Here is a 22,594-nt window from a genome sequence, read left to right on the forward strand (position 1 = left end):
CGATCAGGTCATGACGTCGTGCTGCCTACCGAGCATCGGCTGAGGCGGCGCGAGGACTTCGCGACCGCGGTACGACGAGGGCGCCGGGCCGGACGCCCGCTCCTCGTCGTCCACCTACGTAGCGGTTCCACGGACCCGCACGCGCCTGGGGAGAGCGCTCCCCCGACGCGTGCGGGTTTCGTCGTGAGCAAAGCAGTGGGTGGCGCGGTCGTGCGCAACAAGGTGAAGCGCAGGCTTCGCCACCTGATGCGCGAGCGAGTTGCCCAGCTGCCCCCCGGTAGCCTGGTAGTCGTACGAGCGCTGCCCGGATCGGGCGACGCCGACCATGCACAGCTGGCCCGAGACCTGGATGCCGCTCTCCAGCGGTTGCTGGGAGGGGGCGCGCGATGAAGTACCCGCTGCTGGCTCTGATCAAGCTCTATCAGTGGACGATCAGTCCGCTGCTCGGACCGGTCTGCAAGTACTACCCGTCGTGCTCCCACTACGGCTTCACGGCCATCGACCGGCATGGTGCCCTCAAGGGATCGGCACTCACGGCCTGGCGCATCCTGCGATGCAATCCGTGGTCGCTGGGCGGTGTGGACCATGTCCCGCCGCGCAAGCGCCCCCGGTGGCACGAAATGCTGCGCACCGCGTGGCGTGCACGCAAGGGCGGGCCCTCCGCCGCCGGACCGGCCACCGAGGGACAGACTTCTCCCACAAGTCCGTCGAGTCCTTCGAGCCCGGCCGCAGAGACACCGTCCCATGCCCAAGGAGCATGATTAGTGGACACGATTGCCAGCCTCTTCAGCTTTATCACCACACCCGTCTCCTGGGTCATCGTCCAGTTCCATTCGGTGTACGGCGCCCTCTTCGGCCCTGACACCGGGTGGGCCTGGGGCCTGTCGATCGTGTCCCTGGTGATCCTGATCCGCATCTGCCTGATCCCGCTCTTCGTGAAGCAGATCAAGGCGACCCGGGCCATGCAGACGCTCCAGCCCGAGATGAAGAAGATCCAGGAGCGCTACAAGAACGACAAGCAGCGTCAGTCCGAAGAGATGATGAAGCTGTACAAGGAGACGGGCACCAACCCGCTCTCCTCGTGCCTTCCCATCCTGGCGCAGTCCCCGTTCTTCTTCGCCCTTTACCACGTGCTGAACAGCATCGCGTCGAACGACACCATCGGTGTGATCAACGACCGTCTGCTGGAAAGCGCGCAGAAGGCCCACATCTTCGGGGCGCCGCTCGCGGCGAAGTTCACCGACGGGGCCGGGAAGGTGGAGGCCCTCGGATCCTCCATCACCGATGTCCGCGTCGTCACCGCCATCATGATCGTCCTGATGTCGGCGTCGCAGTTCTTCACCCAGCGCCAGCTGATGACGAAGAACGTCGACACCACGGTGAAGACGCCGTTCATGCAGCAGCAGAAGATGCTGATGTACGTCTTCCCGGTCATGTTCGCCGTCTTCGGCATCAACTTCCCCGTCGGTGTCCTCGTGTACTGGCTGACCACCAACGTGTGGACCATGGGCCAGCAGATGTACGTCATCCGCAACAACCCGACCCCGGGTTCCAAGGCTCAGGCCGAGTACCTGGAGCGCCTGACCAAGCACGTCACGCGGCACGACAAGGTCGGCAAGCGTCGCGACCGCGCCATCGTCAAGGCGATCGTCGCCAAGGGCCGCGACCGCAACGAGTACGAGCGCAAGTTCATCAACGGCCTCAGCAAGGCCGGCCTCGCCGCCCAGGCCGACGGCACCGTGATCAAGAGCGAGACCGCGGCCGCCGCCCAGGCCGAAGACGGTTCGCCGACCACCGCCGCCGGTATCCCGAAGCGCCAGCAGCCCAAGCGGCAGAGCAAGTCGCAGCGTCAGCACGGCGGCTCCACCGGCGTGAAGGCGGCCGGTGAGAACGAACCGAAGACGTCGCTGACCAAGGCAGACGAGCCCGAGGACGCCAAGCCCGCCGCCGCTGCCAAGAAGGGCGGCGCGAAGCCCGCCGGCGGTACCCGCAGCAAGGCCCAGTCCGGACAGCGCAAGGGTCCGCAGCGGCCCAAGTCCCCGTCCAAGAAGTAAGAAGGAGTCCATCCCGTGACGGAAGGCACCACCTCCGCCGCTGCCGAGGGTGCAGACACCCTGACTCGCCTGGAGCAGGAAGGCGAGATCGCGGCGGACTACCTGGAGGGTCTGCTCGACATCGCCGACCTCGACGGCGACATCGACATGGACGTCGAGGCCGACCGTGCCTCCGTCTCGATCATCAGCGACACGGGCGGCCGTGATCTGCAGAAGCTGGTCGGTCGTGACGGCGAGGTACTGGAGGCGCTCCAGGAGCTCACTCGTCTGGCCGTGCACCGGGAGACCGGTGACCGCAGCCGTCTGATGCTCGACATCGCGGGATACCGGGCTCAGAAGCGTTCCGAGCTGTCTGAGCTGGGCGCCAAGGCCGCCGCGGAGGCCAAGAGCAGCGGTGAGGCCGTGAAGCTGGAGCCGATGACGCCCTTCGAGCGCAAGGTCGTGCACGACGCGGTGAAGGCCGCGGGGCTGCGCAGCGAGTCCGAGGGCGAGGAGCCGCAGCGCTTCGTCGTCGTGCTGCCCGCCTGACGGCCTTCACGTTCCCCGGCCCCGTCTGTTGAGCAGGCGGGGCCGAACTTTGTCAGCCTGATAGTTCTGGTGGTTCTGGTGTCGGCGCCTGATGCGCCGACGCGGTACGGAAGGACGGTCCCCCGTGACGGAGGCAGCGGAGCTTCCCCCCGCGCCCGAGCAGGCGCGCGAGGTGTTCGGTGACCGCTTCGCGGATGCGGTGCGGTACGCCGAGCTGCTCGCTGAGGCGGGCGTGCAGCGCGGTCTCATCGGCCCGCGTGAAGTGCCCCGCCTGTGGGAGCGGCACCTGCTGAACTGCGCCGTGCTCTCGGAGGTCGTGCCCGAGAGCGTGACGGTGTGCGATGTCGGCTCGGGTGCCGGTCTCCCCGGTATTCCGCTGGCGCTGGTCCGCACCGACCTGAAGATCACGCTGCTGGAACCGTTGCTGCGGCGCACCAACTTCCTCAGCGAGGTCGTCGAGCTGCTCGGCCTCGATCACGTGACCGTGGTGCGGGGCCGCGCCGAGGAGGTCATGGGGAAGATCCAGCCTGTTCATGTGGTGACGGCCCGGGCCGTCGCGCCGCTCGATCGGCTCGCCACGTGGGGGATCCCGCTGTTGCGGCCGTACGGCGAGATGCTCGCGCTCAAGGGCGACACCGCCGAAGAGGAGCTGAAGAGCGCGTCGTCGGCACTGAGCAAGCTGGGGGCGGTGGAGACATCCATCCTGCATGTGGGTGAGGGCGTGGTGGACCCGTTGTCCACCGTCGTTCGGGTCGAGGTCGGGGAAAGCCCGGGCGGTGTGCGCTTCGCCGCGAAGCGCGCCAAGGCGGCTCGCACCGGGCGGACGCGTCGACGTCGCTGAGCTGAGGCGTTCCGACGCCGTCGGCCCGTTCCTGGTGACACTCATCCATCCTGGAGACGCTCACTCAACCTGGAGACGTTCACCCCTCCTGGAGATGCTGATGCGTCTTGGAGCTGCTGATCAGAGATCTCGATCCGTCACGGTGGCACTGATCCGTCCTGAGGACGAGACGTACTCCACACAAGCTGCCAAACCTATGCATGCCGGAGTGTCGCGTCAGTCCAGCCACGGCTGCTGTGCATCGTGTTTCACGTGAAACGTCGCTCACTGCTGCACGGCATCATCAGTCGTGGCCGCGCTGCGGCCGAACCCCGCGACCGAAAGCCTCTCGGTTCACTCGATGAGGTACCGGAGGTATCCACAGAGGTGGATTTCTCCACAGAACACCAGGCCTCACTGGTTCACGACCCCGAAGGCATGGGAGGCTCTGTTCATTGCGAGCCTGAAGTCGAGGAGAGTGAATCCTTGCGGTCCGACGCCAACATCGCGGGACCGATGACCGAACCGGTCCCCGGTCCCCGTACCGAGTCGATGGGGGCGGATGTTTCACGTGAAACACCGCCTCCGATGGACGACACTCCCATCGGTCGTGCTGCCCAACTGGCGGTGGAGGCTCTGGGTCGTGCCGGTGAGGGCCTGCCACGGCCTGAGCAGACCCGAATCATCGTGGTCGCCAACCAGAAGGGCGGTGTGGGTAAGACGACGACAACCGTCAACCTTGCCGCATCGCTGGCGCTCCACGGTGGCCGGGTCCTGGTGGTCGACCTCGACCCACAGGGCAATGCGTCTACCGCGCTGGGTATCGACCATCACGCCGAAGTTCCGTCCATCTATGACGTGTTGGTGGAGAGCAAGCCGCTCTCCGAGGTCGTCCAGCCGGTGCCCGATGTCGAGGGCCTCTTCTGTGCCCCTGCCACGATCGATCTCGCCGGTGCGGAGATCGAGCTGGTTTCCTTGGTGGCGCGGGAGAGCCGGCTCCAGCGCGCGATCCAGGCGTACGAGCAGCCACTGGACTACATCCTCATCGACTGCCCGCCCTCCCTTGGTCTGTTGACGGTCAATGCGCTCGTGGCGGGCCAGGAAGTGCTGATCCCCATTCAGTGCGAGTACTACGCGCTGGAAGGCCTGGGGCAGCTGCTGCGTAACGTCGACTTGGTACGGGGGCACCTCAACCCCGACCTGCATGTGTCGACCATTCTGCTCACCATGTACGACGGCCGGACGCGCCTCGCCTCCCAGGTCGCGGAAGAGGTGCGCACCCACTTCGGTGACGAGGTACTGCGGACGAGCATTCCCCGTTCCGTCCGTATCTCCGAGGCGCCGAGTTATGGGCAGACGGTCCTGACTTACGATCCTGGATCGAGTGGTGCCCTCTCCTATCTTGAGGCGGCACGAGAGATCGCGCTGAGGGGCGTCGGCATCAGTTATGACGCGACGCAGGCCCACATCGGCGCACAACAGAACGATCCGAGCATGGTGGAAGGTGTCCAGTGAGCGAGCGACGGAGGGGGCTGGGTCGTGGTCTCGGCGCACTGATCCCTGCTGCGCCGACGGAGAAGTCGGTGGCCCAGGCTGCGGCCCAGGGGGCTGCTTCTACATCCCCCGCAGGACTGCCTGCACTGCCGAACGAACGGGGGGTGGCCGCAGCGAAGGTGGCCACGCTGCCGACTGTTTCACGTGAAACAGAGGAGCCTTCCCAGCCGAGTGCTCCCGCCGTACCCGCCGCACCCATCGGTGCGCACTTCGCCGAGCTCCCCCTCGACTCCATCACGCCGAACCCGCGACAGCCACGTGAGGTCTTCGACGAGGACGCGCTGTCCGAGCTCATCACCTCCATCAAGGAAGTGGGGCTCCTCCAGCCGGTCGTCGTGCGGCAGGCGGGTCCCGCCCGCTACGAGCTCATCATGGGCGAGCGCCGTTGGCGGGCGTGCCGCGAGGCGGGGCTGGAGGCCATCCCGGCGATCGTGCGGGCCACGGAGGACGAGAAGCTCCTCCTCGACGCTCTGCTGGAGAACCTGCACCGTACTCAGCTCAACCCGTTGGAAGAGGCAGCCGCCTACGACCAGTTGTTGAGGGACTTCAACTGCACGCACGACCAGCTGGCGGACCGCATCGGTCGCTCCCGCCCGCAGGTCTCCAACACTCTGCGTCTTCTCAAGCTCTCGCCGGCCGTGCAGCGTCGGGTCGCCGCCGGGGTGCTCTCCGCCGGCCACGCGCGGGCACTGCTCTCCGTCGAGGACTCGGAGGAGCAGGACCGGCTGGCCCACCGCATCGTGGCCGAGGGGCTCTCGGTACGGGCCGTCGAGGAGATCGTGACCCTGATGGGGTCTCGGCCTCAGAAGGCTCAGAAGCCCAAGGGTCCGCGTGCCGGTACCCGGGTCTCTCCCGCGTTGTCCGACCTCGCCACACGGCTCTCGGACCGCTTCGAGACGCGGGTCAAGGTCGACCTGGGGCAGAAGAAGGGCAAGATCACCGTCGAGTTCGCCTCGATGGAGGACCTTGAGCGAATCCTCGGTTCGCTCGCCCCCGGTGAGGGCCCGGTCCTGCAGACGAGTCTCCTGGAGGGCGACTCCGAGGAGAGCGAGTCCTGAGCCTCCGGCAAGGAGTCTCTGGTGGGTCGCGTAAGAGCGAGTCGTGTCCGGTGTGTGCCGGAACGTGGCTCGTTCTTTCCTTTTTGGCGGTATCGATGGAATCGCATCGTGGATACGATGCGCTCGGGGCACGGCGCAACCACTCGGCAGTACCTCTGAGAGGGAGGACAGGGGCCATGCGCACCATGAGCCGCACCGGGCTGGTGAGCGCCGGTTTGGGGCTGGGGGCGGTCGGTGGGTTCATCGGCAGTCTCCTCAAGGAACGGAGCGCTCTGACAGCCGCCCGCGACGCGGCGGCGGGCGAAGGAAGCGAGGATCACCCTTCATGGGCCGCCGGCTCGTACCGCTCACGCTGGACAACCTCCAGGACCTTCCCAAGCGTTGCCGCTCGTGTGTCTTCTGGGAGCTCGACCCGGTCAGCGGTGAGGCCGCGCTGAAGGCGGGCACATCCGATTCGGAGAAGGAAGCCTGGATCTCAGCGGTCTTGCTGGACTGGGGATCCTGCGGACGGGTCGTGTACGTCGACGACGTGCCGGTGGGTTTCGTGCTCTACGCTCCCCCGGCCTATGTCCCCCGATCCACGGCGTTTCCCACGAGCCCGGTCTCGCCCGACGCGGTGCAGTTGATGACGGCGTTCATCGTGCCCGGCTACCAGGGACAGGGGCTGGGCCGGGTGATGGTGCAGACGGTCGCCAAGGATCTGTTGAGGCGCGGCTTCAAGGCGATCGAGGCCTTCGGAGACGCACGGTGGAAGGAACCTGCCTGTGTGCTGCCCGCCGATCATCTTCTGGCGGTGGGCTTCAAGACGGTTCGACAGCACCCCACTCACCCTCGGCTGAGGTTGGAGCTGAGGTCGACCCTCTCCTGGAAGGAAGACGTCGAGATGGCACTGGACCGCCTTCTGGGAGCCGTGCAGAAGGAGCCGGCGCTGCGACCCCTGTAGGTGCAGGCAGACGAATGGGCCAACCCTTCCGGGTTGGCCCATTCGTGTTTCACGTGAAACATGCACCGTCGATGCGACGGCTCCGCCGGTTCACTCGGCGATGAACTCCTCGAGGTCGCGAACGATCGCGGCCTTCGGCTTCGCGCCCACGATGGTCTTGGCGACCTCGCCACCCTGGTAGACGTTCAGGGTCGGGATGGACATGACGCCGTACTTGGCGGCCGTACCCGGGTTCTCGTCGATGTTCAGCTTGACGATCTCGATCTTGTCGCCGTACTCGGACGCGATGGCCTCGAGGGACGGCGCGATCTGGCGGCACGGACCGCACCAGGCGGCCCAGAAGTCCACCAGAACAGGCTTGTCGCTCTTGAGGACGTCCTGCTCGAAGGAGTCGTCGGTCACATTCTTCAGGGTGCCGGCCACGGCGGGCTCCTTAACTGGTTGGTGCGTGGGGCGGGTAGGGAGGGTCAGACAGCGGTCTTCTCGGGCTCGGGCTGCTCTTCGTCCGCCAGGGCGGCGAGGTAGCGCTCGGCGTCGAGAGCTGCGGCACAGCCGGTACCGGCTGCGGTGATCGCCTGACGGTAGGTGTGGTCGACGACGTCACCGGCACCGAAGACACCGGCCAGGTTCGTGCGCGTCGACGGCGCCTCCACCTTCAGGTACCCCTCTTCGTCCAGGTCGAGCTGGCCCTTGAAGAGCTCGGTGCGCGGGTCGTGGCCGATGGCGATGAACAGACCGGTCACCGGAAGGTCCGAGAGTTCACCGGTCTTGAGGTTGCGCAGCTTCAGGCCCGAGAGCTTGGGGTCGCCCTGGATCTCGGCGACCTCGCTGTCCCACACGAACGAGATCTTCGGGTCGGCGAAGGCACGCTCCTGCATGGCCTTGGAGGCGCGCAGCGTGTCACGCCGGTGGACGATGGTCACCGACTTGGCGAACCGGGAGAGGAAGGTGGCCTCCTCCATCGCGGTGTCACCACCACCGATCACGGCGATGTCCTGGTCCTTGAAGAAGAAGCCGTCACACGTGGCACACCACGACACGCCGCGGCCGGAGAGGGCGTCCTCGTTCGGCAGTCCGAGCTTGCGGTGCTGCGAGCCGGTGGCGACGATGACGGCCTTGGCCCGGTGGACGGTGCCGGCGGTGTCCGTGACGGTCTTGATCTCACCGCTCAGATCGACGGCCACGATGTCGTCCGGAACGAGCTCGGCCCCGAAGCGCTCTGACTGGGCGCGCATGTTGTCCATGAGCTCGGGGCCCATGATGCCGTCCTGGAAGCCGGGGAAGTTCTCGACGTCGGTGGTGTTCATGAGGGCACCGCCTGCGGTGACGGCGCCCTCGAACACCAGTGGCTTCAGCGACGCGCGCGCGGTGTAGAGCGCCGCCGTGTAGCCGGCGGGCCCGGAGCCGATGATGATCACGTTACGGACGTCGCTCACGGCTTGATTCCTCGTCTCTGGACTGCGTCGGTCGAGCGGTAGGAGCTTCTCCAGGAGAACTCTCACCCCACCCAACGGATCCTAAGGGGCGCGCATTCCCGCTGTGTCCGGGCACACGATGATGGGGCACTGTGAGGTGACCCCAGTAGGTGAGACGAAGCGCTTGCTCAGGCGGACGGGTAGGTGCGCTTCAGGAGCACCTCGCCCACCGCATCGGATGCCGAGTGATCCACACAGGTCGCGTCGACGATGTAGGCGGTGACCCGGGTGGCGTCGGAAGCATCGGGAAGCAGCACGAGCATGGCCTTCTTCCCTTGATACGTGCCGCTCCGCGTCGCCAGAGCGGTGTCGTCCCGCCCGATGCCGTCGCGGACACAGCCGGGTACCACGGCTCCCTTGAAGACCCTGTGCTGGTCGCCGGGCGCGGTCGCCGTGCCGAAGGGGGTGCGGGAGCCGCCGTCTTCTTCGGTCTTGTCCTCGGTCTTGTTCTCGGCCAGGAGATCGGTGACCTGCTTTCGCAGCTTCCCTTCGGAGAAGGTGTCCGCGGAGGTGTTCTGCCGCTCACCCGCCGTGTCGTGGGGCGGGTTGCTGTCGTCGAGCGACGACAGCAGGACGGAACCCAGGCCCAAGGCGGCCACCGTGAAGACGGTTCCCAGGACGGCGATTCTGCGGCGCCCGAGGCGCGTGCGGCCCTTGCGGCCGGGGCCGGTGCTGGAGGAGTGGGGGCGACCGGCAGGCCGGTCGGTGGGCGTCGATGTTTCACGTGAAACATGCGCACCGCGGTCGTCGTGCGCGAGAAGGGGAGCGCCCGTCGGCTCCGCGCTCTCCTCGGACTCCGGGCCGTCGGCGTTCAGCAGAGCCTCGGCGGCAAGCGCCGCATCGATGCGGCCCGCGACATCGGCGGGCATGCGCGGTGGACCCGGCAGCGTGCCGAGCAGTCCGCGGATCTCCTCCAGGGAGGCGTACACGTCCGCGCAGAGTTCGCACTCGTCCAGATGCCGACGGAGGTCGGTGGTCCGGGACGAAGAGAGCAGGCCCTCGGCGAGGTCGGAGATCTCCGCGACGTCCGGGTGCCCGGCCATGTCTGTCGTCGACGTCACGCTCGTCCACCTCCGCCCTTCACAGCAGCTGGGTCGCTCGGTCCTGTGGTCGGGGGTTCCGCTCGGTGCGGCCCCGCTGCGGGTGGGACGGCCGGCCCCTGAGTCCGGTTCCGTTCTCCGCCCGGGTTCTTGCCCCCACCGGTGCTGTCCGGCCGTAGATGGGTGAGCAGCGGCAGCAGTCTGGCTCTCCCACGCGCACATCTGCTCTTCACCGTGCCGGTGGGCACGTCGAGAATGCGGGCCGCCTCGGCGACCGGGTAACCCTGCATGTCCACCAGGACCAGCGCGGCACGCTGGTCGGCCGGCAGGGTCCTCAGCGCTTCGATGAGCTGCCGGTGCAGATCATTGCGCTCGGCGGGGGCCGAGGCCGACTCGTGCGGCTCCAGCAGCTGCTCCAGCCGCTCAGTGTCGTCGACGGGAGAGGTCTTCCGGGAGGCGGCCTTGCGGGCGCGGTCGAGGCAGGCGTTCACCGTGATCCTGTGCAGCCATGTCGTGACGGCCGACTGGCCCCGGAAGGTGTGGGCGGCCCGGTAAGCGGACACGAGGGCGTCCTGCACGGCGTCAGCGGCTTCCTCGCGGTCGCCCAGCGTCCTCAGCGCGACGGCCCAGAGCCGGTCGCGATGCCGCCGCACGACCTCACCGAAGGCGTCGGGGTCCCCTTGGACGTGGCGGGCGAGGAGGTCCTGATCGCTCACTCCGTCATATCCGGTGCCGTCTGCCATCGGCCTCCTTCCTCGAGGCAGATGCCGTCAGCTGGTCACCTTGATGTCCGCCACCCTGCCGCGCCATTTGCCGTCGTCCGGCTGCAACGGCAGCTTTGTCAGCCACACCAGGAGATACCGGCTCTTGAAGGGCTTGCCGGGCTTGAGCTGGACGGTCGTCCCGGAACCTTTGGCAACCGTGGTGTAGGCGTCGAGGGACGTCGGCTCCGAGCTCGCGTCCGAGCTCGGGCTGCGGAGTTCGACCGAGGTGTCCCCCACGAATGTGACGGTCACCTTCCCGACCTGTTGGGCCTTACCCAGATCGAGGATGATGCCGACGCCCGACTTCAGGCGGCCGAAGTCCGCGCTCAGGTAGTAGTCCGTCTGCCAATAGGTGGCCGTGCTGTTGTCGTAGACCTTCCTTATGTCTGACGGCTTCTCTGTCCGATCCCCGAGGGGATCGAAGTCTCGGGCGCTGCTGATGGCGATCGGCTTGCTGGGTGCAGGCTTCTTGCGACCCTTGTCGTTCCCGTCGTTCGTATGCGTCTGGCCGGGGTCATCGTTCTTGCCGCCCTGGTCCATCAGCGCGTCCGCCAGTTGCCAGCTGCCGAGGCCCAGCGCGGCGATCAGCAGTGCGGAGACGGCCCACTTCAGGGCCTTGCCCGTGCGGGTCTGGAGCGGAGGCGGCGGGCTCGGGATCTGCTGGGTGACGCCGGGGCGCGGGGCCTGGCGGCCGTACGTGCCCTGCTGGTACGTCGTGCGCTGGTACTCGGGCGGGGCGGTGAACGCCGGCTCCGGCGGGCGGATGCGGGGCATCTCGCCGATCGCCTTCACCAGCTCCTCCGGCGTGGTGCACGGCGACTCGTGCCGGGAGGCGGTGGCACCGTCGTTGGCGAGCGCGCGCATGGCGAGCTCGGACAGACCGCGGTGCACACCGGCGCGTACCTGGTCGGGCGCGATCAGGCCGATGTCCTTCGGTAGGCCTGACAGGCCGTAGGCGTCGCTCTCGTACGGCCAGCGCTGAGTGAGCGCCGCGTACAGCAGGGCCCCGATGGCCTCGGTGTCGGTGCGCTGCGGGGTGTCGGACGCGACGCCGCGCAGGGCGGCGTTCACGGCGAGGCCGCGGATGCGCCACTGGCCGGTCGAGGCGCGCAGCACGGCGTTGGGGTTCAGCCGCAGATGGGCAAGGCCCTCACGATGGGCGGCGGCCATGGCGGAGGAGACCTGACTGACCATCTGGTAGGCGTCGTAGGGTTCCAGAGGCCCGGAGGCGAGGAGCGTGGTCAGTTCCGTCGCGTCGGGAAGCCACTCGTGGACGACGTAGACGACGTCGTTCTCCTCCACCGCGTCCAGCACCTGGACGAAGCGCGGGTCGCCCAGGAGGGCGGAGGAGCGGGCCGCCGCCAGGACGGAGCGGGCACGCGAGTGGTCGGCGGGCAGGATGTGCACACCGACGGCACGCCGCAGCTTCTCGTCCACGGCACGCCAACTGCTGAAACCGTCCAGACGGGTGACGCACTCCTCGAGGCGGTAGCGTCTGGCGAGTTTGTGACCACTGTGCAGTTCGGGTGGCGAGGTCTTTCCGGCACCGTCGGTCCCGGTCGTCTCCTGTACCTCGTCGCTGTCCGTGTCCCGCTCCCGGTTCTTGGCCACCCCGTCGGCCGTGGACTGGTCCGCCTGCGCGGTCAGCGACGTCTCGCCGCTGTTGTCTGCCACGTCGACGGCAGCCGTACTCCGTTCCGCCACCGTCGTTCCTGCCTCCCCATCCATTGCGCGCCCGCCCGACTTCCGTTGCGCGCCGTCCGACGCCGAAACCAATTGTGCCCACAGTCCGCCGCTGTGCACGACACGCGGTGGCCGACGATGGTTGTGCGCCTACCCCCCGACTCAGCGTCCCAGGCGTCCGCGGACCATGCCGACCAGCGAGTTGAGTTCCTCGATGCGCATGCGGCGGGCGGCGACGAAGAAGACCCCGAGGAGCACGGCGCCGCCTGCCAGGACCGCGGCGAACGAGCCTGCGGGGCCCTGGCCGAGCGAGAGGCCGATGCCGTAGCAGGCCGCGCCGCTGAGCAGGGCGGCCGGTACGGACGCGATGCACAGCCGGGCGTAAGTCCGCAGGACACGGGCTCCGTCGAGGTCTCCGCCGAGCCGCTTGCGCAGTCGGCGCCAGGCGACACCGACGCCGATCGCATAGGCCAGGCCGTAGGAGGCGGCCATGCCGACTACGGCCCAGCGGGACGGGATCACGAAGTAGCAGATCGCCGAGGCGCCGGCGTTGACCGCGGCCACGATGACCGTGTTGTAGAAGGGAGTTCGGGTGTCCTCGTAGGCGTAGAAGGCACGCAGGACCACGTACTGCACCGAGTACGGGATCAGGCCGAGTCCGAACGCCATCAGCATGAAGCCCATGTTGGTGGCCTCGCTGGTGCCCGAGGAACCGAACATCAGCGTGCACATCGGGATGCCGAGGGAGAGGAAACCGAACGCGATCGGCACGATCGCGACCGCTGTGTTGCGCAGACCCTGGGAGATGTCGTCGCGGACGGCGCCACCGTCGCCCTCGGCGGCCGAGCGTGACAGGCGCGGCAGCAGGGCGGCCATGAGGGAGACCGTGATGATGGCCTGGGGCAGGCCCCAGATCAGCTGGGCGTTGGCGTAGGCGGCGAAGCCGGTGCCGTCGACCGGTGAGGCCTTGCCCGCCGCCGTGGACAGCTGGATGACGATCATCGCGCCCGCCTGGTTGGCGAGGACGAACAGGACCGTCCACTTGGCGAGGGTGACGGCCTTGCCGAGGCCCTGGCCCTTCCAGTCGAAGCGAAGCCGCAGCCGGAAGCCGGTCTCGCGCAGGTAGGGGATCATCGCGATGGACTGGACCACCAGGCCGAGCAGGACGCCGATGCCCAGCAGGCGCTGGCCCTCCGGTGGGATGGTCGTGGCCTTCATCCCGGAGTCGGCCGCGGTGCCGTAGACGTAGATGAACATGCCCAGCGTCACGATGATGACGATGTTGTTCAGGACCGGGGTCCACATCATCGCGCCGAACTTGCCGCGGGCGTTGAGGATCTGGCCCATCACCACATGGATGCCCATGAAGAAGATCGTGGGCAGGAAGTACTGGGCGAAGGTGACGGCGACCTGGTTCGCGGCCGGGTCGCTGGCCACCGGGGCGGACAGCATGCGGATCAGGAGCGGCGCGCCGAGGACCGAGAGAGCGGTGAGTGCGCCGAGCGTCACGATGACCAGGGTGAGCAGGCGGTTGGCGTAGGCCTCGCCGCCGTCGTCGTCCTCCTTCATGGCGCGCACGAGCTGCGGCACGAAGACGGAGTTGAGACCGCCGCCGACGGTGAGGATGTAGATCATCGTCGGCAGCTGGTAGGCGACCTGGAAGGTGTCACCGAGGAGGCCGACGCCCAGCGCCGACACGATCAGCGCGGAGCGGATGAAGCCGGTGAGGCGCGAGACCATCGTGCCCGCCGCCATCACGGCGCTGGACTTCATCAGGCCCGCGGCGCGTCCGCCCTTCTTCGGAGCGGACGAGGCGGCGGGCTCAGGTGCCGGCGTCCCGTCCACGAGGGGCGGCACTGTCGCCGCGGCCCGCCCGGGCGTCGCGTACTGGTCCCGCGGTGCGTACGGGCCCTGTGCCGTCTGTCCCGGGGCCGGGGAGGGGCCGGGGACCGACGGCGACTCGTAGGACGGGTGGCCGCTGCTCTGCTGCTGGTCCCGGAAGAGATGCGCGAACGCGTCCGGCTCCTGGCGCGGCTCGCCCGCCTGGGAGACGAGGTCGTCCACGCCCACGAACTGGGTGGTGCGGGCGTCGTCGCCGTACGGCAGGTGCCGCGTCGGGCCGTCCGGCTCCGGCGGGGGCGTCTGCGCCCACACCTGCGGATCGGGCGCGTAGGACGAGGTCGGCGGCTGGCCGTAGAGCTGCTGCTGCGGCTGGTACGAGCCGGGAGGGGGCGGCGGGTGCGCGGCGCGGTCGTAGAGCGCCTCACCGACCGGGTCCTGGGTGGAGAGGTCCTGTGCCCGGTAGGGGTCCTGAGCGTAGGCGTCCTGGAGGTAGATGTCCGCGGGCGGCTGCGGCGGCGCCTGGCCGTGCTCGGGCGGTGAGCCCTCAGGCCCGCCCGCATCGGGGTGGCCCGGGCTGCCCGCGGCCCGGCCGCGGTCACCGTCGTACGGCGCGTTCATGGTTACCCCACCTCATCGTCCCGGCCCACCGGCCACGATTTCTCAACGGTCCACTCTCTCACCCGTGCCGGACGGGTCGGCGCTTTCCGCTGCGGTGTCCGGGGCCGGGTCACTCGGCTGCTCCGGGGCGTCGGCCCGTGAGCCGGCCTCGGTGTCCTTCTCGAGACGTGCGCCGGAGACCTCCGGGTTCTGCGGAGCACCGGCCTGGCCCTGCGGGTCGTCGGCCTCGGTGTCCGCCTCGGCCGTGTCGTCCTCGGTGGCCTCGCGGGCGGCGGCGCGCTTGCGCTGGGTGTACATCCGGAAGCCGGCCAGGACCAGGAGCAGGACTCCACCGCCGATGACCAGCATCACCGTGGGCGTGACCTCGGTGACCCTCACGTCGAAGGTGACCGGCGCACCGTACGTCCGGCCGTCCTCCGTGTACAGCTGGGCGACGACCTTGGCCCGGCCGTTGGCGTTGGCGGACGTGGTGAACTTCACCGACTGGGCGTGGCCGCCGTTGACGGTGACGGGCTGCTCCTCGTAGGCGTCGCCGCCGATCTTGAGTCGCGTCGGGTTCTGTGAGGTGAGCCGCAGTCTCAGGTGCTCGACGCCTTGGACGAGGTTGTTCTGGACGGTCACGGGGATCGTCGCGCTACGACCGGAGAGCTTGGTCTCCGACTTCTCGATCAGCTTGACCCCGTCGATCAGCCCGTTCAGGTACGACTCGATGCCATCCCGGTACCCCACCGCTGCGACGCCCCGGCCGCGCCACGACGTGGACATCTCGCGGTTCATGGCCCGTCCGAACGGTGTCACCACCCGGGACGGGCGGGTGAGGATCACCTTGAACTTGTCGAGCTTGCCCTGGGTCCTGGCGATCTGCTCGAAGGCGGCCCGCGGCAGCTCATGCTTGACCAACGAGGGGGGGTACGCGGCAGCCGGCGGCACCTTCGTGTTGGCAGCCGGGTCGGGCTTGGCCTCGGCCGCGGCCGTGAGGTCCTGCGACTCGGACCAGTTCCCGGCCTGGAGGGCCGCCAAGGCCTCCGCCATGGCCTGTGCCTGGCTCACGGACGGCATCCGCTGCGGGGCGATGACGACGCTGCGCTGCTTGCCGGTCTGCAGGTTCAGCGTCAGGCTCTGCGCCAGGAAGCGCTGCACGGCGAGTGTGGAGGCGGAGGCCCTGGTCAGGTCGCCCTGGAAGGCAGTGGACATGCGGGAGTCCGCGACCACGGCCGTGGTGCCGCCGCCGATGGGGCGGGCCGCGGAGGGCGTGTAGGACAGGTCGTCCTGGAGGCTGTCGCTGCGGGCGATCACCTTGTCGGCACCCGCCGACGTGGCGACCTTCACGATCGACGGGTCGACGGCGCCGTCCATCGGCCAGGCGAAGTCCGTGGACGGTTGCACGTGGAGGATCGTGTCCACCGTTTCGGCGGCGACATCGGTGGCCTCCTTGAGGTGGCTGAGCGAGCCGGTGACGTTCGTGCCCTTGTGGGCGAGGGAGGCCAGGTCCGGGTCGCCGAACGGCAGGGCGGTCACCTCCTCACCCGTGACCGCCTGCTGGAGGTCGGCCAGCCAGCGCTTGGCGACCTCCTGGTTCCTGCCCGGAGTGGTGGTGCCGTCCGCACCGCGGACCTGGTAGTTCCCCGTCATCGCGTCGACGGACGCCAGCAGGTCCGGGTCGATCACCCATGTGATGTCGAGGCCCTTGCCCAGCGACACCATCTGGTCGAGGCGGCCGCCCGGGGCGATCTCCTCGGCGAGCTCGTCGTCGCGGAAGACCGGTGTCTGCTGCTCGTTCGACCCTGTCTCGGCGGTCATGTGGGCGCTGGAGACGAGAGGCCACAGAAACGTGGTCTTCGTCTTGGTGTCCGCCTCCTCCGGATGCCACGGCAGGAACGTGCGCTGGATGCCGAGAACCTGGTCCCAGGGCCGCGCGGCGGTCTCACCGGAGAGCGCGACGGCCAGCTGGTAGACACCGTCACGGCCGAGATCCAGCTTGTCGGCCGGCACGGAGATGCTGAAGGGTTCCGCGACGCCGGGGGTGAGCGCGGAAAACTTCTCGGTGTACTTCCCGCCGACCTTTTGCCCGGAGGGCCCCTGGAGGTCGGCGCTCTTCCTGACGAGGGTGTCGATCGCCGAGCGGGTCTCGAGCGGTGGGCCGACCTGAAGGTCGACATGGGCGCCGGTGACCGTCTGCTTGCCGTTGTTGGTCACCGTGCCCGACACGGTGACCGTGTCGCTCTCGGAGGGGACGCTGGGGGTGAGCGAGTCGACCGCGACCGATACCGAGCCCGCGCTGGAGGCAGCCTGTGGGACCTCCAGCCCGGCCGCGCCGGCCGGGCTGGCGGCGGGCAGCTGGAGGACTCCGGCCAGCAGGGGCGCGCCGGCGAGCAGAGCCCCGGTGCGCCGCAGCCACCGGCGGGCAGGTGAGGCACTGGTCCCCTGGAAGTCTGCCGCCTCGGCCACGCGCTCGTCCGTCCCTCGTCGTCGTCAGTGGTCGTCGGAATGTGCGTCCACGCATGGTAACGATGCGCGCTGAGGGGAAGTGCCGCGGTCCGTTCCACAAGATCGTCGACCAGTACCTTGCGGTCCGTTATACGGGCCTACGGGAGGAAGCGGCTCTTTACGACTCAAGAGTTGGTCTTGTAGATGGATGACGGACCTGTCCCCATGCTTCCGCAAGAGATTAGGAGGAGCTCGCGGTGGCCCGAGCCACGTACCCTCTTCTGTTGTGCCGAACGCCAACGAAGAAACGTCCAGTGTCCTGAGCCAGGTGCAGCACCGCGCGGTGAGTGAGCTCCTGCGGGTCGCTCCTGTCGCCGACGACCTCGCCCGCCGTTTCCAGGAGGCCGGGTTCTCACTCGCCCTGGTCGGCGGCTCGGTACGGGACGCGCTCTTGGGCCGACTCGGCAATGATCTGGACTTCACGACCGACGCCCGCCCCCAGGACGTCCTCAAGATCGTGCGCCCCTGGGCGGACGCTGTCTGGGAGGTCGGGATCGCCTTCGGTACGGTCGGTGCCCACAAGGACGGCTACCAGATCGAGGTGACCACCTACCGCTCGGAGGCCTACGACCGCACCTCGCGCAAGCCCGAGGTGTCGTACGGAGACTCCATCGAGGAGGATCTGGTCCGCCGTGACTTCACGGTGAACGCGATGGCGGTGGCGCTGCCGCAGAAGGAGTTCGTCGACCCGCACGGCGGGCTCGAGGACCTCGCGGCGCGGGTGCTGCGTACGCCCGGCACCCCGGAGGAGTCCTTCTCGGACGACCCGCTGCGCATGTTGAGGGCCGCGCGCTTCGCGGCTCAGCTCGACTTCGAGGTTGCTCCCGAGGTCGTCACGGCGATGATGGAGATGGCCGGGCGTATCGAGATCGTCTCGGCCGAGCGGGTACGGGACGAGCTGAACAAGCTCGTCCTCTCCCCGCAGCCGCGCAAGGGGCTGACGCTGCTCGTCGAGACGGGCCTCGCCGATCGCGTGATGCCCGAGTTGCCGGCTCTGCGGCTGGAGCGTGACGAGCACCACCGCCACAAGGACGTCTACGACCACACATTGATCGTCCTGGAGCAGGCTATGGCCCTGGAGGAGGACGGTCCCGACCTCACCCTCCGCCTGGCTGCCCTGCTGCACGACATCGGCAAGCCGCGCACCCGCCGGTTCGAGAAGGACGGCCGGGTCTCCTTCCACCACCACGAGGTGGTCGGGGCCAAGATGACCAAGAAGCGCATGACGGCCCTGAAGTACTCCAACGAGCTGGTGAAGGACGTCTCGCGTCTGGTCGAACTCCACCTGCGATTCCACGGCTACGGCACCGGTGAGTGGACGGACTCGGCGGTTCGGCGCTACGTCCGTGATGCAGGGCCGCTCCTCGATCGCCTCCACAAGCTGACCCGCTCGGACTGCACGACGCGGAACAAGCGCAAGGCGGCGGCTCTGTCACGTGCGTATGACGGGCTGGAGGAGCGGATCGCCAAGCTGCAGGAGCAGGAGGAGCTGGACTCGATCCGTCCGGACCTCGACGGTAACCAGATCATGGAGATCCTCGGAGTGGGCCCCGGTCCGGTCATCGGTCGTGCGTACCAACACATGCTGGAGCTGCGCCTGGAGAACGGGCCGATGGAGCCGGACGCCGCGGTGGCCGCACTCAAGGAGTGGTGGGCCGAACAGGAGAGCTGAGGTGCACGGGGTCATGTTTCACGTGAAGCACGACCCGGGGCAGCGCGCCGAGGCGGACAGAGGGGCGGTGTTTCACGTGAAACACCGCCCCTCCTGTCGTTTGTCTACTTCTTGTAGTCCTTCAGGCAGAGCAGGAAGTCCTTGCCGTCACCGCTCTCGGTGTACGTGTACTGGAAGTCCTTGGCCTCGGCCTCGCACTTGCTGGAAGCCAGCGTCTCGGTGAGGTAGGAGCCTTCGATCTTGGCCAGCACCTTGAACTGGGCCTTCGCGTCGTCGCACTTCACCACTTCGAGGTCCGGGTTGTTGTCGCTGCTGCTGCCGCGGTGCATGCAGTCGCCGACGGCGGCCGTATTGGCGTCGTCTCGGCTGGTCACGTAGCCGACGATGGCGATGGTCGCCACGGCTATGACGATGACAACGTTCTTGATCGTCTTGGAGCTTAGCTTGCGACCGGAGGGCTGTGAGGGGACCGGAGCATACGGAGCGCCGCCCTGGGGCGGGAGGCCGGGCTGCCCGGGCTGCTGAGGGTAACCGCCCTGCGGCGGGAACGGAGCCTGGGGTGCAGCCGCGGGCTGGCCCTGTGCGAACGGATTGCCCTGGGGCGGCGGAGTGGTCACTTGGGGGTCCCCCTAGAACATCGTGAGTGACGCGAACATGTCGCGAGATAAGACCCACGTAAGGTAGCGGTCCCCACTGACAGCGCAGTAGTCAGTAGTGGCTCTGTGTCATTGATGTGACACTTACTGGCGGCCAAATCGGACCATAGTCACAGCTACTGTCGCGTAGATAACGGCGATCGTGATCACCAGCGGCACGGATCGGCCGTCCGGTGGCAGCATCAGGGCCGCCACAGCGGCCGCGCCGACGAAGAAAACGTTGAAGAGGACGTCGTAAACCGAGAAGATCCGGCCACGGAAACCGTCCTCGACGGAGGACTGGACGATGGTGTCCGTGGCGATCTTCGCGCCCTGGGTGGTCAGCCCCAGGACGAAGGCCGCGGCCAGCAGCGGGGCGGTGGCGAACGGCAGCCCGAAGGCAGGTTCCAGCACCGCCGCTGACCCCGCGCACACGACGATCCAACGCCCCGGCCCCAGCCACCCCGCGGTCCAGGGTGTCACCACGGCGGCCGCGAAGAACCCGGCGCCGGAGACGCCCAACGCCAGTCCCAGCAAGGTGAGTCCGTCGTCCGTGGTCGAGGTGAGGGCGTACCGGCACAGCATCAGCAGCATGACCAGTAGGGCGCCGTAGCAGAACCGCATCAGCGACATCGCCGCGAGAGCCCAGGCGGCCTCACGGCGTTCTGGCGCGGCCAGATGACGTACGCCTGCCGCCAGGTCGCGAGCGGTGTCCGTGAGGGCTGTCCCGATCCGCTCACGAGCCAAGGGCCGGTCCGGGCCGAGGAGTTCACGCGCCATGCTCAGTGACGCCAGGGCCGCGCACAGATACAGACCTGCTCCCACGAGCACCACGGCGGCATCGGAGTCCGCCACCACCAGGCGCACGACGAAGGCGAGTCCGCCACCAGCGGTCGCCGCCAACGTGCCGGCGGTCGGTGAGACGGAGTTGGCGAGGACAAGGCGATCGGCGTCGACCACGCGCGGCAGGGCGGCCGACAGGCCGGACAGGACGAAGCGGTTGACCGCGGTGACGCACAGCGCCGAGACGTAGAAGAGCCAGTCCGGAGCCGGACTGAGGATCAACGCGGCCGTCACGCAGGCCAGCAGGGCGCGCGACAGACTGCCGAACAACAGGACCTGACGGCGCCGCCAGCGGTCCAACAGGACACCGGCGAAGGGGCCGACGAGGGAGTAGGGGAGCAGCAGAACCGCCATCGCGGAGGCGACCGCGGCCGCCGAGGTCTGCTTCTCCGGCGAGAAGACCACATAGGCGGCGAGTGCGACCTGATAGACGCCGTCGGCACCCTGGGACAGCAGACGCACGGCGAGCAGGCGTCGGAAACCCTGGAAGCGCAACAGGACGCGCAGGTCACGGACGACGGCCATGGGGACCAGCCTCACATACGGGGAGGGTCCCCGGGTCGTACGACCCGGGGACCCTCACAGCCCTGGCAGGAGCGACTGGTTGCGGTGCGTCAGCGCTCGACCTCACCCTTGATGAACTTCTCGACGTTCTCGCGGGCCTCGTCGTCGAAGTACTGCACGGGCGGGGACTTCATGAAGTAGCTCGACGCGGAGAGCACGGGGCCGCCGATGCCCCGGTCCTTGGCGATCTTCGCGGCGCGCACGGCGTCGATGATGACGCCGGCGGAGTTCGGGGAGTCCCAGACCTCGAGCTTGTACTCCAGGTTCAGCGGGACGTCGCCGAAGGCGCGGCCCTCGAGACGGACGTAGGCCCACTTGCGGTCGTCCAGCCAGGCGACGTAGTCGGACGGGCCGATGTGGACGTTGCCCTCGCCCAGTTCGCGGTCGCGGATCTGGGAGGTGACGGCCTGCGTCTTGGAGATCTTCTTCGACTCGAGGCGGTCGCGCTCGAGCATGTTCTTGAAGTCCATGTTGCCGCCGACGTTCAGCTGCATCGTGCGGTCCAGGATGACGCCCCGGTCCTCGAACAGCTTCGCCATCACACGGTGCGTGATGGTTGCGCCCACCTGGGACTTGATGTCGTCACCGACGATCGGCACGCCCGCCTCGGTGAACTTGTCGGCCCACTCCTTGGTGCCCGCGATGAAGACCGGAAGGGCGTTGACGAAGGCGACCTTGGCGTCGATGGCGCACTGCGCGTAGAACTTCGCCGCGTCCTCGGAGCCGACGGGCAGGTAGCAGACGAGGACGTCGACCTGCTGGTCCTTGAGGACCTGGACGACGTCGACCGGCTCCTCGGCGGACTCCTCGATGGTCTCCCGGTAATACTTGCCGAGGCCGTCGAGGGTGTGGCCGCGCTGCACCGTCACACCGGTGCTGGGTACGTCGCAGATCTTGATGGTGTTGTTCTCGGAGGCGCCGATGGCGTCCGCCAGGTCGAGGCCGACCTTCTTGGCGTCCACGTCGAACGCGGCGACGAACTCGACGTCGCGAACGTGGTAGTCGCCGAACTGGACGTGCATCAGGCCCGGCACCCTGGACGCCGGGTCGGCGTCCTTGTAGTACTCGACTCCCTGCACCAGCGATGCGGCACAGTTGCCCACACCGACGATGGCTACGCGAACCGAACCCATTCCGGTTGCTCCCTGTGTGTACGAGTGAGGCCCTGAACGGGCTCTCACGTGGCGGTGTCGTCGGGCGTATCCGGCCGGGGGTCGCCCCCCGGCCGGGGCAGGCCGCCCGACGCTCCAGATGTGGTGTCACGCGAGGCGGGTTTCTCGGCGGCCGGACCCTTGAGGTCCCGCCCCGCCCGCTCGCTCTCGATCAGCTCGTTCAGCCAGCGCACCTCGCGCTCCACGGACTCCATTCCGTGGCGCTGAAGCTCGAGCGTGTAGTCGTCCAGGCGCTCCCGGGTCCGGGCGAGGGAAGCGCTCATCTTCTCCAGGCGCTCCTCCAGCCGGCTGCGGCGGCCCTCCAGCACGCGCATGCGGACATCGCGTGAGGTCTGCCCGAAGAAGGCGAAACGGGCGGCGAAGGTCTCGTCCTCGTACGCGTCGGGCCCGGTCTGCGAGAGCAGCTGCTCGAAGTGCTCCTTACCCTCCGCCGTCAATCGGTAGACGATCTTGGCGCGGCGCCCCGCGAGGGGAGCGGCGAGGGCGTCCTCGGGAGTGTTCCCCGGCTCCTCGATCAGCCAGCCGTTGGCGACCAGCGTCTTGAGACAGGGATAGAGCGTCCCGTAGCTGAACGCACGGAACACACCCAGCGACGTGTTGAGCCGCTTGCGCAGCTCATACCCGTGCATCGGAGATTCGCGGAGCAGACCGAGTACGGCGAACTCGAGGATCCCGGCACGCCGGCTCATCGTCGCCTCCTCTCGCCGCGGTGCGCATGTATCGGGCCGATGTGTCGGACCGATGTGTCGTGCTGATGTATCGACTCGATACATCAGCACGATAGAACGGCCTTCCGGATGCGACAAGAGGGGGTCGGGTGAACGGGATCACATCACCGTTTT

The 22,594-nt window shown here is 68.1% G+C and carries 20 protein-coding genes; 9 read left to right on the plus strand and 11 right to left on the minus strand.

Annotated features, from left to right (window positions below; genetic code table 11):
* Positions 1 to 18: 18 nt before the first annotated feature.
* The 8 genes from rnpA to ABTX62_RS01275 all read left to right on the plus strand — a co-directional run bounded on the left by rnpA (position 19) and on the right by ABTX62_RS01275 (position 6,957).
* Positions 19 to 390, plus strand: a complete 372-nt coding sequence (rnpA, locus tag ABTX62_RS01240) for a ribonuclease P protein component (RefSeq protein ID WP_078615240.1) — start codon at positions 19 to 21, stop codon at positions 388 to 390.
* The gene (gene yidD, locus ABTX62_RS01245) at positions 387 to 761 is read left to right on the plus strand and encodes a membrane protein insertion efficiency factor YidD (protein WP_352114235.1); all 375 of its coding nucleotides are present in this window, start codon (positions 387 to 389) and stop codon (positions 759 to 761) included. Before rnpA ends, yidD begins: the two co-directional genes overlap by 4 nt.
* 3 nt (positions 762 to 764) lie before the next feature.
* A complete protein-coding gene (gene yidC / locus ABTX62_RS01250; protein ID WP_352114236.1) occupies positions 765 to 2,054 on the plus strand; it encodes a membrane protein insertase YidC in 1,290 nt (429 codons plus the stop codon).
* A 15-nt stretch (positions 2,055 to 2,069) separates the two neighbouring features.
* A complete protein-coding gene (locus tag ABTX62_RS01255; RefSeq protein ID WP_283972210.1) occupies positions 2,070 to 2,582 on the plus strand; it encodes a Jag family protein in 513 nt (170 codons plus the stop codon).
* Between the two features lie 124 nt (positions 2,583 to 2,706).
* Positions 2,707 to 3,423, plus strand: coding sequence for a 16S rRNA (guanine(527)-N(7))-methyltransferase RsmG (rsmG, locus tag ABTX62_RS01260; RefSeq protein ID WP_352114237.1), 717 nt, complete (start codon positions 2,707 to 2,709; stop codon positions 3,421 to 3,423).
* A gap of 417 nt (positions 3,424 to 3,840) precedes the next feature.
* On the plus strand, positions 3,841 to 4,917 hold the full coding sequence (locus ABTX62_RS01265; RefSeq protein ID WP_352114411.1) for a ParA family protein: 1,077 nt from the start codon (positions 3,841 to 3,843) through the stop codon (positions 4,915 to 4,917).
* Positions 4,914 to 6,014, plus strand: coding sequence for a ParB/RepB/Spo0J family partition protein (locus ABTX62_RS01270; RefSeq protein WP_352114238.1), 1,101 nt, complete (start codon positions 4,914 to 4,916; stop codon positions 6,012 to 6,014). The genes ABTX62_RS01265 and ABTX62_RS01270 overlap by 4 nt, the downstream gene beginning before the upstream one ends.
* A 325-nt stretch (positions 6,015 to 6,339) precedes the next feature.
* Complete coding sequence (locus ABTX62_RS01275; protein ID WP_352114239.1) at positions 6,340 to 6,957, plus strand: GNAT family N-acetyltransferase; 618 nt, start codon at positions 6,340 to 6,342, stop codon at positions 6,955 to 6,957.
* A gap of 90 nt (positions 6,958 to 7,047) precedes the next feature.
* Here ABTX62_RS01275 and trxA read toward each other — a convergent pair whose 3' ends face one another.
* The 7 genes from trxA to ABTX62_RS01310 form a co-directional block, all read right to left on the minus strand.
* Positions 7,048 to 7,380: a thioredoxin gene (trxA, locus tag ABTX62_RS01280; RefSeq protein WP_030847066.1), complete on the minus strand. Its 333-nt coding sequence runs from the start codon at positions 7,378 to 7,380 to the stop codon at positions 7,048 to 7,050.
* Positions 7,381 to 7,424: 44 nt separating this feature from the next.
* Positions 7,425 to 8,393, minus strand: a complete 969-nt coding sequence (trxB, locus tag ABTX62_RS01285) for a thioredoxin-disulfide reductase (protein ID WP_352114240.1) — start codon at positions 8,391 to 8,393, stop codon at positions 7,425 to 7,427.
* Between the two features lie 167 nt (positions 8,394 to 8,560).
* Positions 8,561 to 9,493 carry an anti-sigma factor family protein gene (locus ABTX62_RS01290; RefSeq protein ID WP_352114241.1) on the minus strand — a complete coding sequence of 311 codons (933 nt, stop codon included), beginning with the start codon at positions 9,491 to 9,493 and terminating at the stop codon, positions 8,561 to 8,563.
* On the minus strand, positions 9,490 to 10,215 hold the full coding sequence (sigM, locus tag ABTX62_RS01295; RefSeq protein ID WP_352114242.1) for an RNA polymerase sigma factor SigM: 726 nt from the start codon (positions 10,213 to 10,215) through the stop codon (positions 9,490 to 9,492). Before sigM ends, ABTX62_RS01290 begins: the two co-directional genes overlap by 4 nt.
* 27 nt (positions 10,216 to 10,242) lie before the next feature.
* Positions 10,243 to 11,940: a protein kinase family protein gene (locus ABTX62_RS01300; RefSeq protein WP_352114243.1), complete on the minus strand. Its 1,698-nt coding sequence runs from the start codon at positions 11,938 to 11,940 to the stop codon at positions 10,243 to 10,245.
* A 141-nt stretch (positions 11,941 to 12,081) separates the two neighbouring features.
* Complete coding sequence (gene murJ, locus ABTX62_RS01305; protein WP_352114244.1) at positions 12,082 to 14,379, minus strand: murein biosynthesis integral membrane protein MurJ; 2,298 nt, start codon at positions 14,377 to 14,379, stop codon at positions 12,082 to 12,084.
* Positions 14,380 to 14,421: 42 nt separating this feature from the next.
* The gene (locus tag ABTX62_RS01310) at positions 14,422 to 16,827 is read right to left on the minus strand and encodes a DUF6049 family protein (RefSeq protein WP_352114245.1); all 2,406 of its coding nucleotides are present in this window, start codon (positions 16,825 to 16,827) and stop codon (positions 14,422 to 14,424) included.
* Positions 16,828 to 17,092: 265 nt separating this feature from the next.
* Here ABTX62_RS01310 and ABTX62_RS01315 point away from each other — a divergent pair, with 265 nt between their 5' ends.
* Positions 17,093 to 18,538, plus strand: a complete 1,446-nt coding sequence (locus tag ABTX62_RS01315) for a CCA tRNA nucleotidyltransferase (RefSeq protein ID WP_352114246.1) — start codon at positions 17,093 to 17,095, stop codon at positions 18,536 to 18,538.
* A gap of 104 nt (positions 18,539 to 18,642) precedes the next feature.
* Here ABTX62_RS01315 and ABTX62_RS01320 read toward each other — a convergent pair whose 3' ends face one another.
* From ABTX62_RS01320 to ABTX62_RS01335, 4 genes are all read right to left on the minus strand, one after another.
* The gene (locus ABTX62_RS01320) at positions 18,643 to 19,155 is read right to left on the minus strand and encodes an LppU/SCO3897 family protein (RefSeq protein ID WP_352114247.1); all 513 of its coding nucleotides are present in this window, start codon (positions 19,153 to 19,155) and stop codon (positions 18,643 to 18,645) included.
* A gap of 123 nt (positions 19,156 to 19,278) precedes the next feature.
* Positions 19,279 to 20,541: an MFS transporter gene (locus ABTX62_RS01325; RefSeq protein WP_352114248.1), complete on the minus strand. Its 1,263-nt coding sequence runs from the start codon at positions 20,539 to 20,541 to the stop codon at positions 19,279 to 19,281.
* A gap of 89 nt (positions 20,542 to 20,630) precedes the next feature.
* Positions 20,631 to 21,713: an inositol-3-phosphate synthase gene (locus ABTX62_RS01330; protein ID WP_283972223.1), complete on the minus strand. Its 1,083-nt coding sequence runs from the start codon at positions 21,711 to 21,713 to the stop codon at positions 20,631 to 20,633.
* 44 nt (positions 21,714 to 21,757) lie between these two features.
* Positions 21,758 to 22,441, minus strand: coding sequence for a PadR family transcriptional regulator (locus ABTX62_RS01335; RefSeq protein ID WP_352114249.1), 684 nt, complete (start codon positions 22,439 to 22,441; stop codon positions 21,758 to 21,760).
* Between the last annotated feature and the right edge of the window lie 153 nt (positions 22,442 to 22,594).

Source organism: Streptomyces sp. NPDC096046 (assembly GCF_040303285.1).
GTDB lineage: Bacteria > Actinomycetota > Actinomycetes > Streptomycetales > Streptomycetaceae > Streptomyces.

Bases quoted from the DNA above. Each gene is read 5' to 3' on its own strand.
- yidD (WP_352114235.1), top strand. From the start codon at position 387: ATGAAGTACCCGCTGCTGGCTCTGATCAAGCTCTATCAGTGGACGATC.
- ABTX62_RS01265 (WP_352114411.1), top strand. From the start codon at position 3,841: ATGGGAGGCTCTGTTCATTGCGAGCCTGAAGTCGAGGAGAGTGAATCC.
- ABTX62_RS01275 (WP_352114239.1), top strand. From the start codon at position 6,340: ATGGGCCGCCGGCTCGTACCGCTCACGCTGGACAACCTCCAGGACCTT.
- sigM (WP_352114242.1), bottom strand. From the start codon at position 10,215: ATGGCAGACGGCACCGGATATGACGGAGTGAGCGATCAGGACCTCCTC.
- murJ (WP_352114244.1), bottom strand. From the start codon at position 14,379: ATGAACGCGCCGTACGACGGTGACCGCGGCCGGGCCGCGGGCAGCCCG.
- ABTX62_RS01325 (WP_352114248.1), bottom strand. From the start codon at position 20,541: ATGGCCGTCGTCCGTGACCTGCGCGTCCTGTTGCGCTTCCAGGGTTTC.
- ABTX62_RS01330 (WP_283972223.1), bottom strand. From the start codon at position 21,713: ATGGGTTCGGTTCGCGTAGCCATCGTCGGTGTGGGCAACTGTGCCGCA.
- ABTX62_RS01335 (WP_352114249.1), bottom strand. From the start codon at position 22,441: ATGAGCCGGCGTGCCGGGATCCTCGAGTTCGCCGTACTCGGTCTGCTC.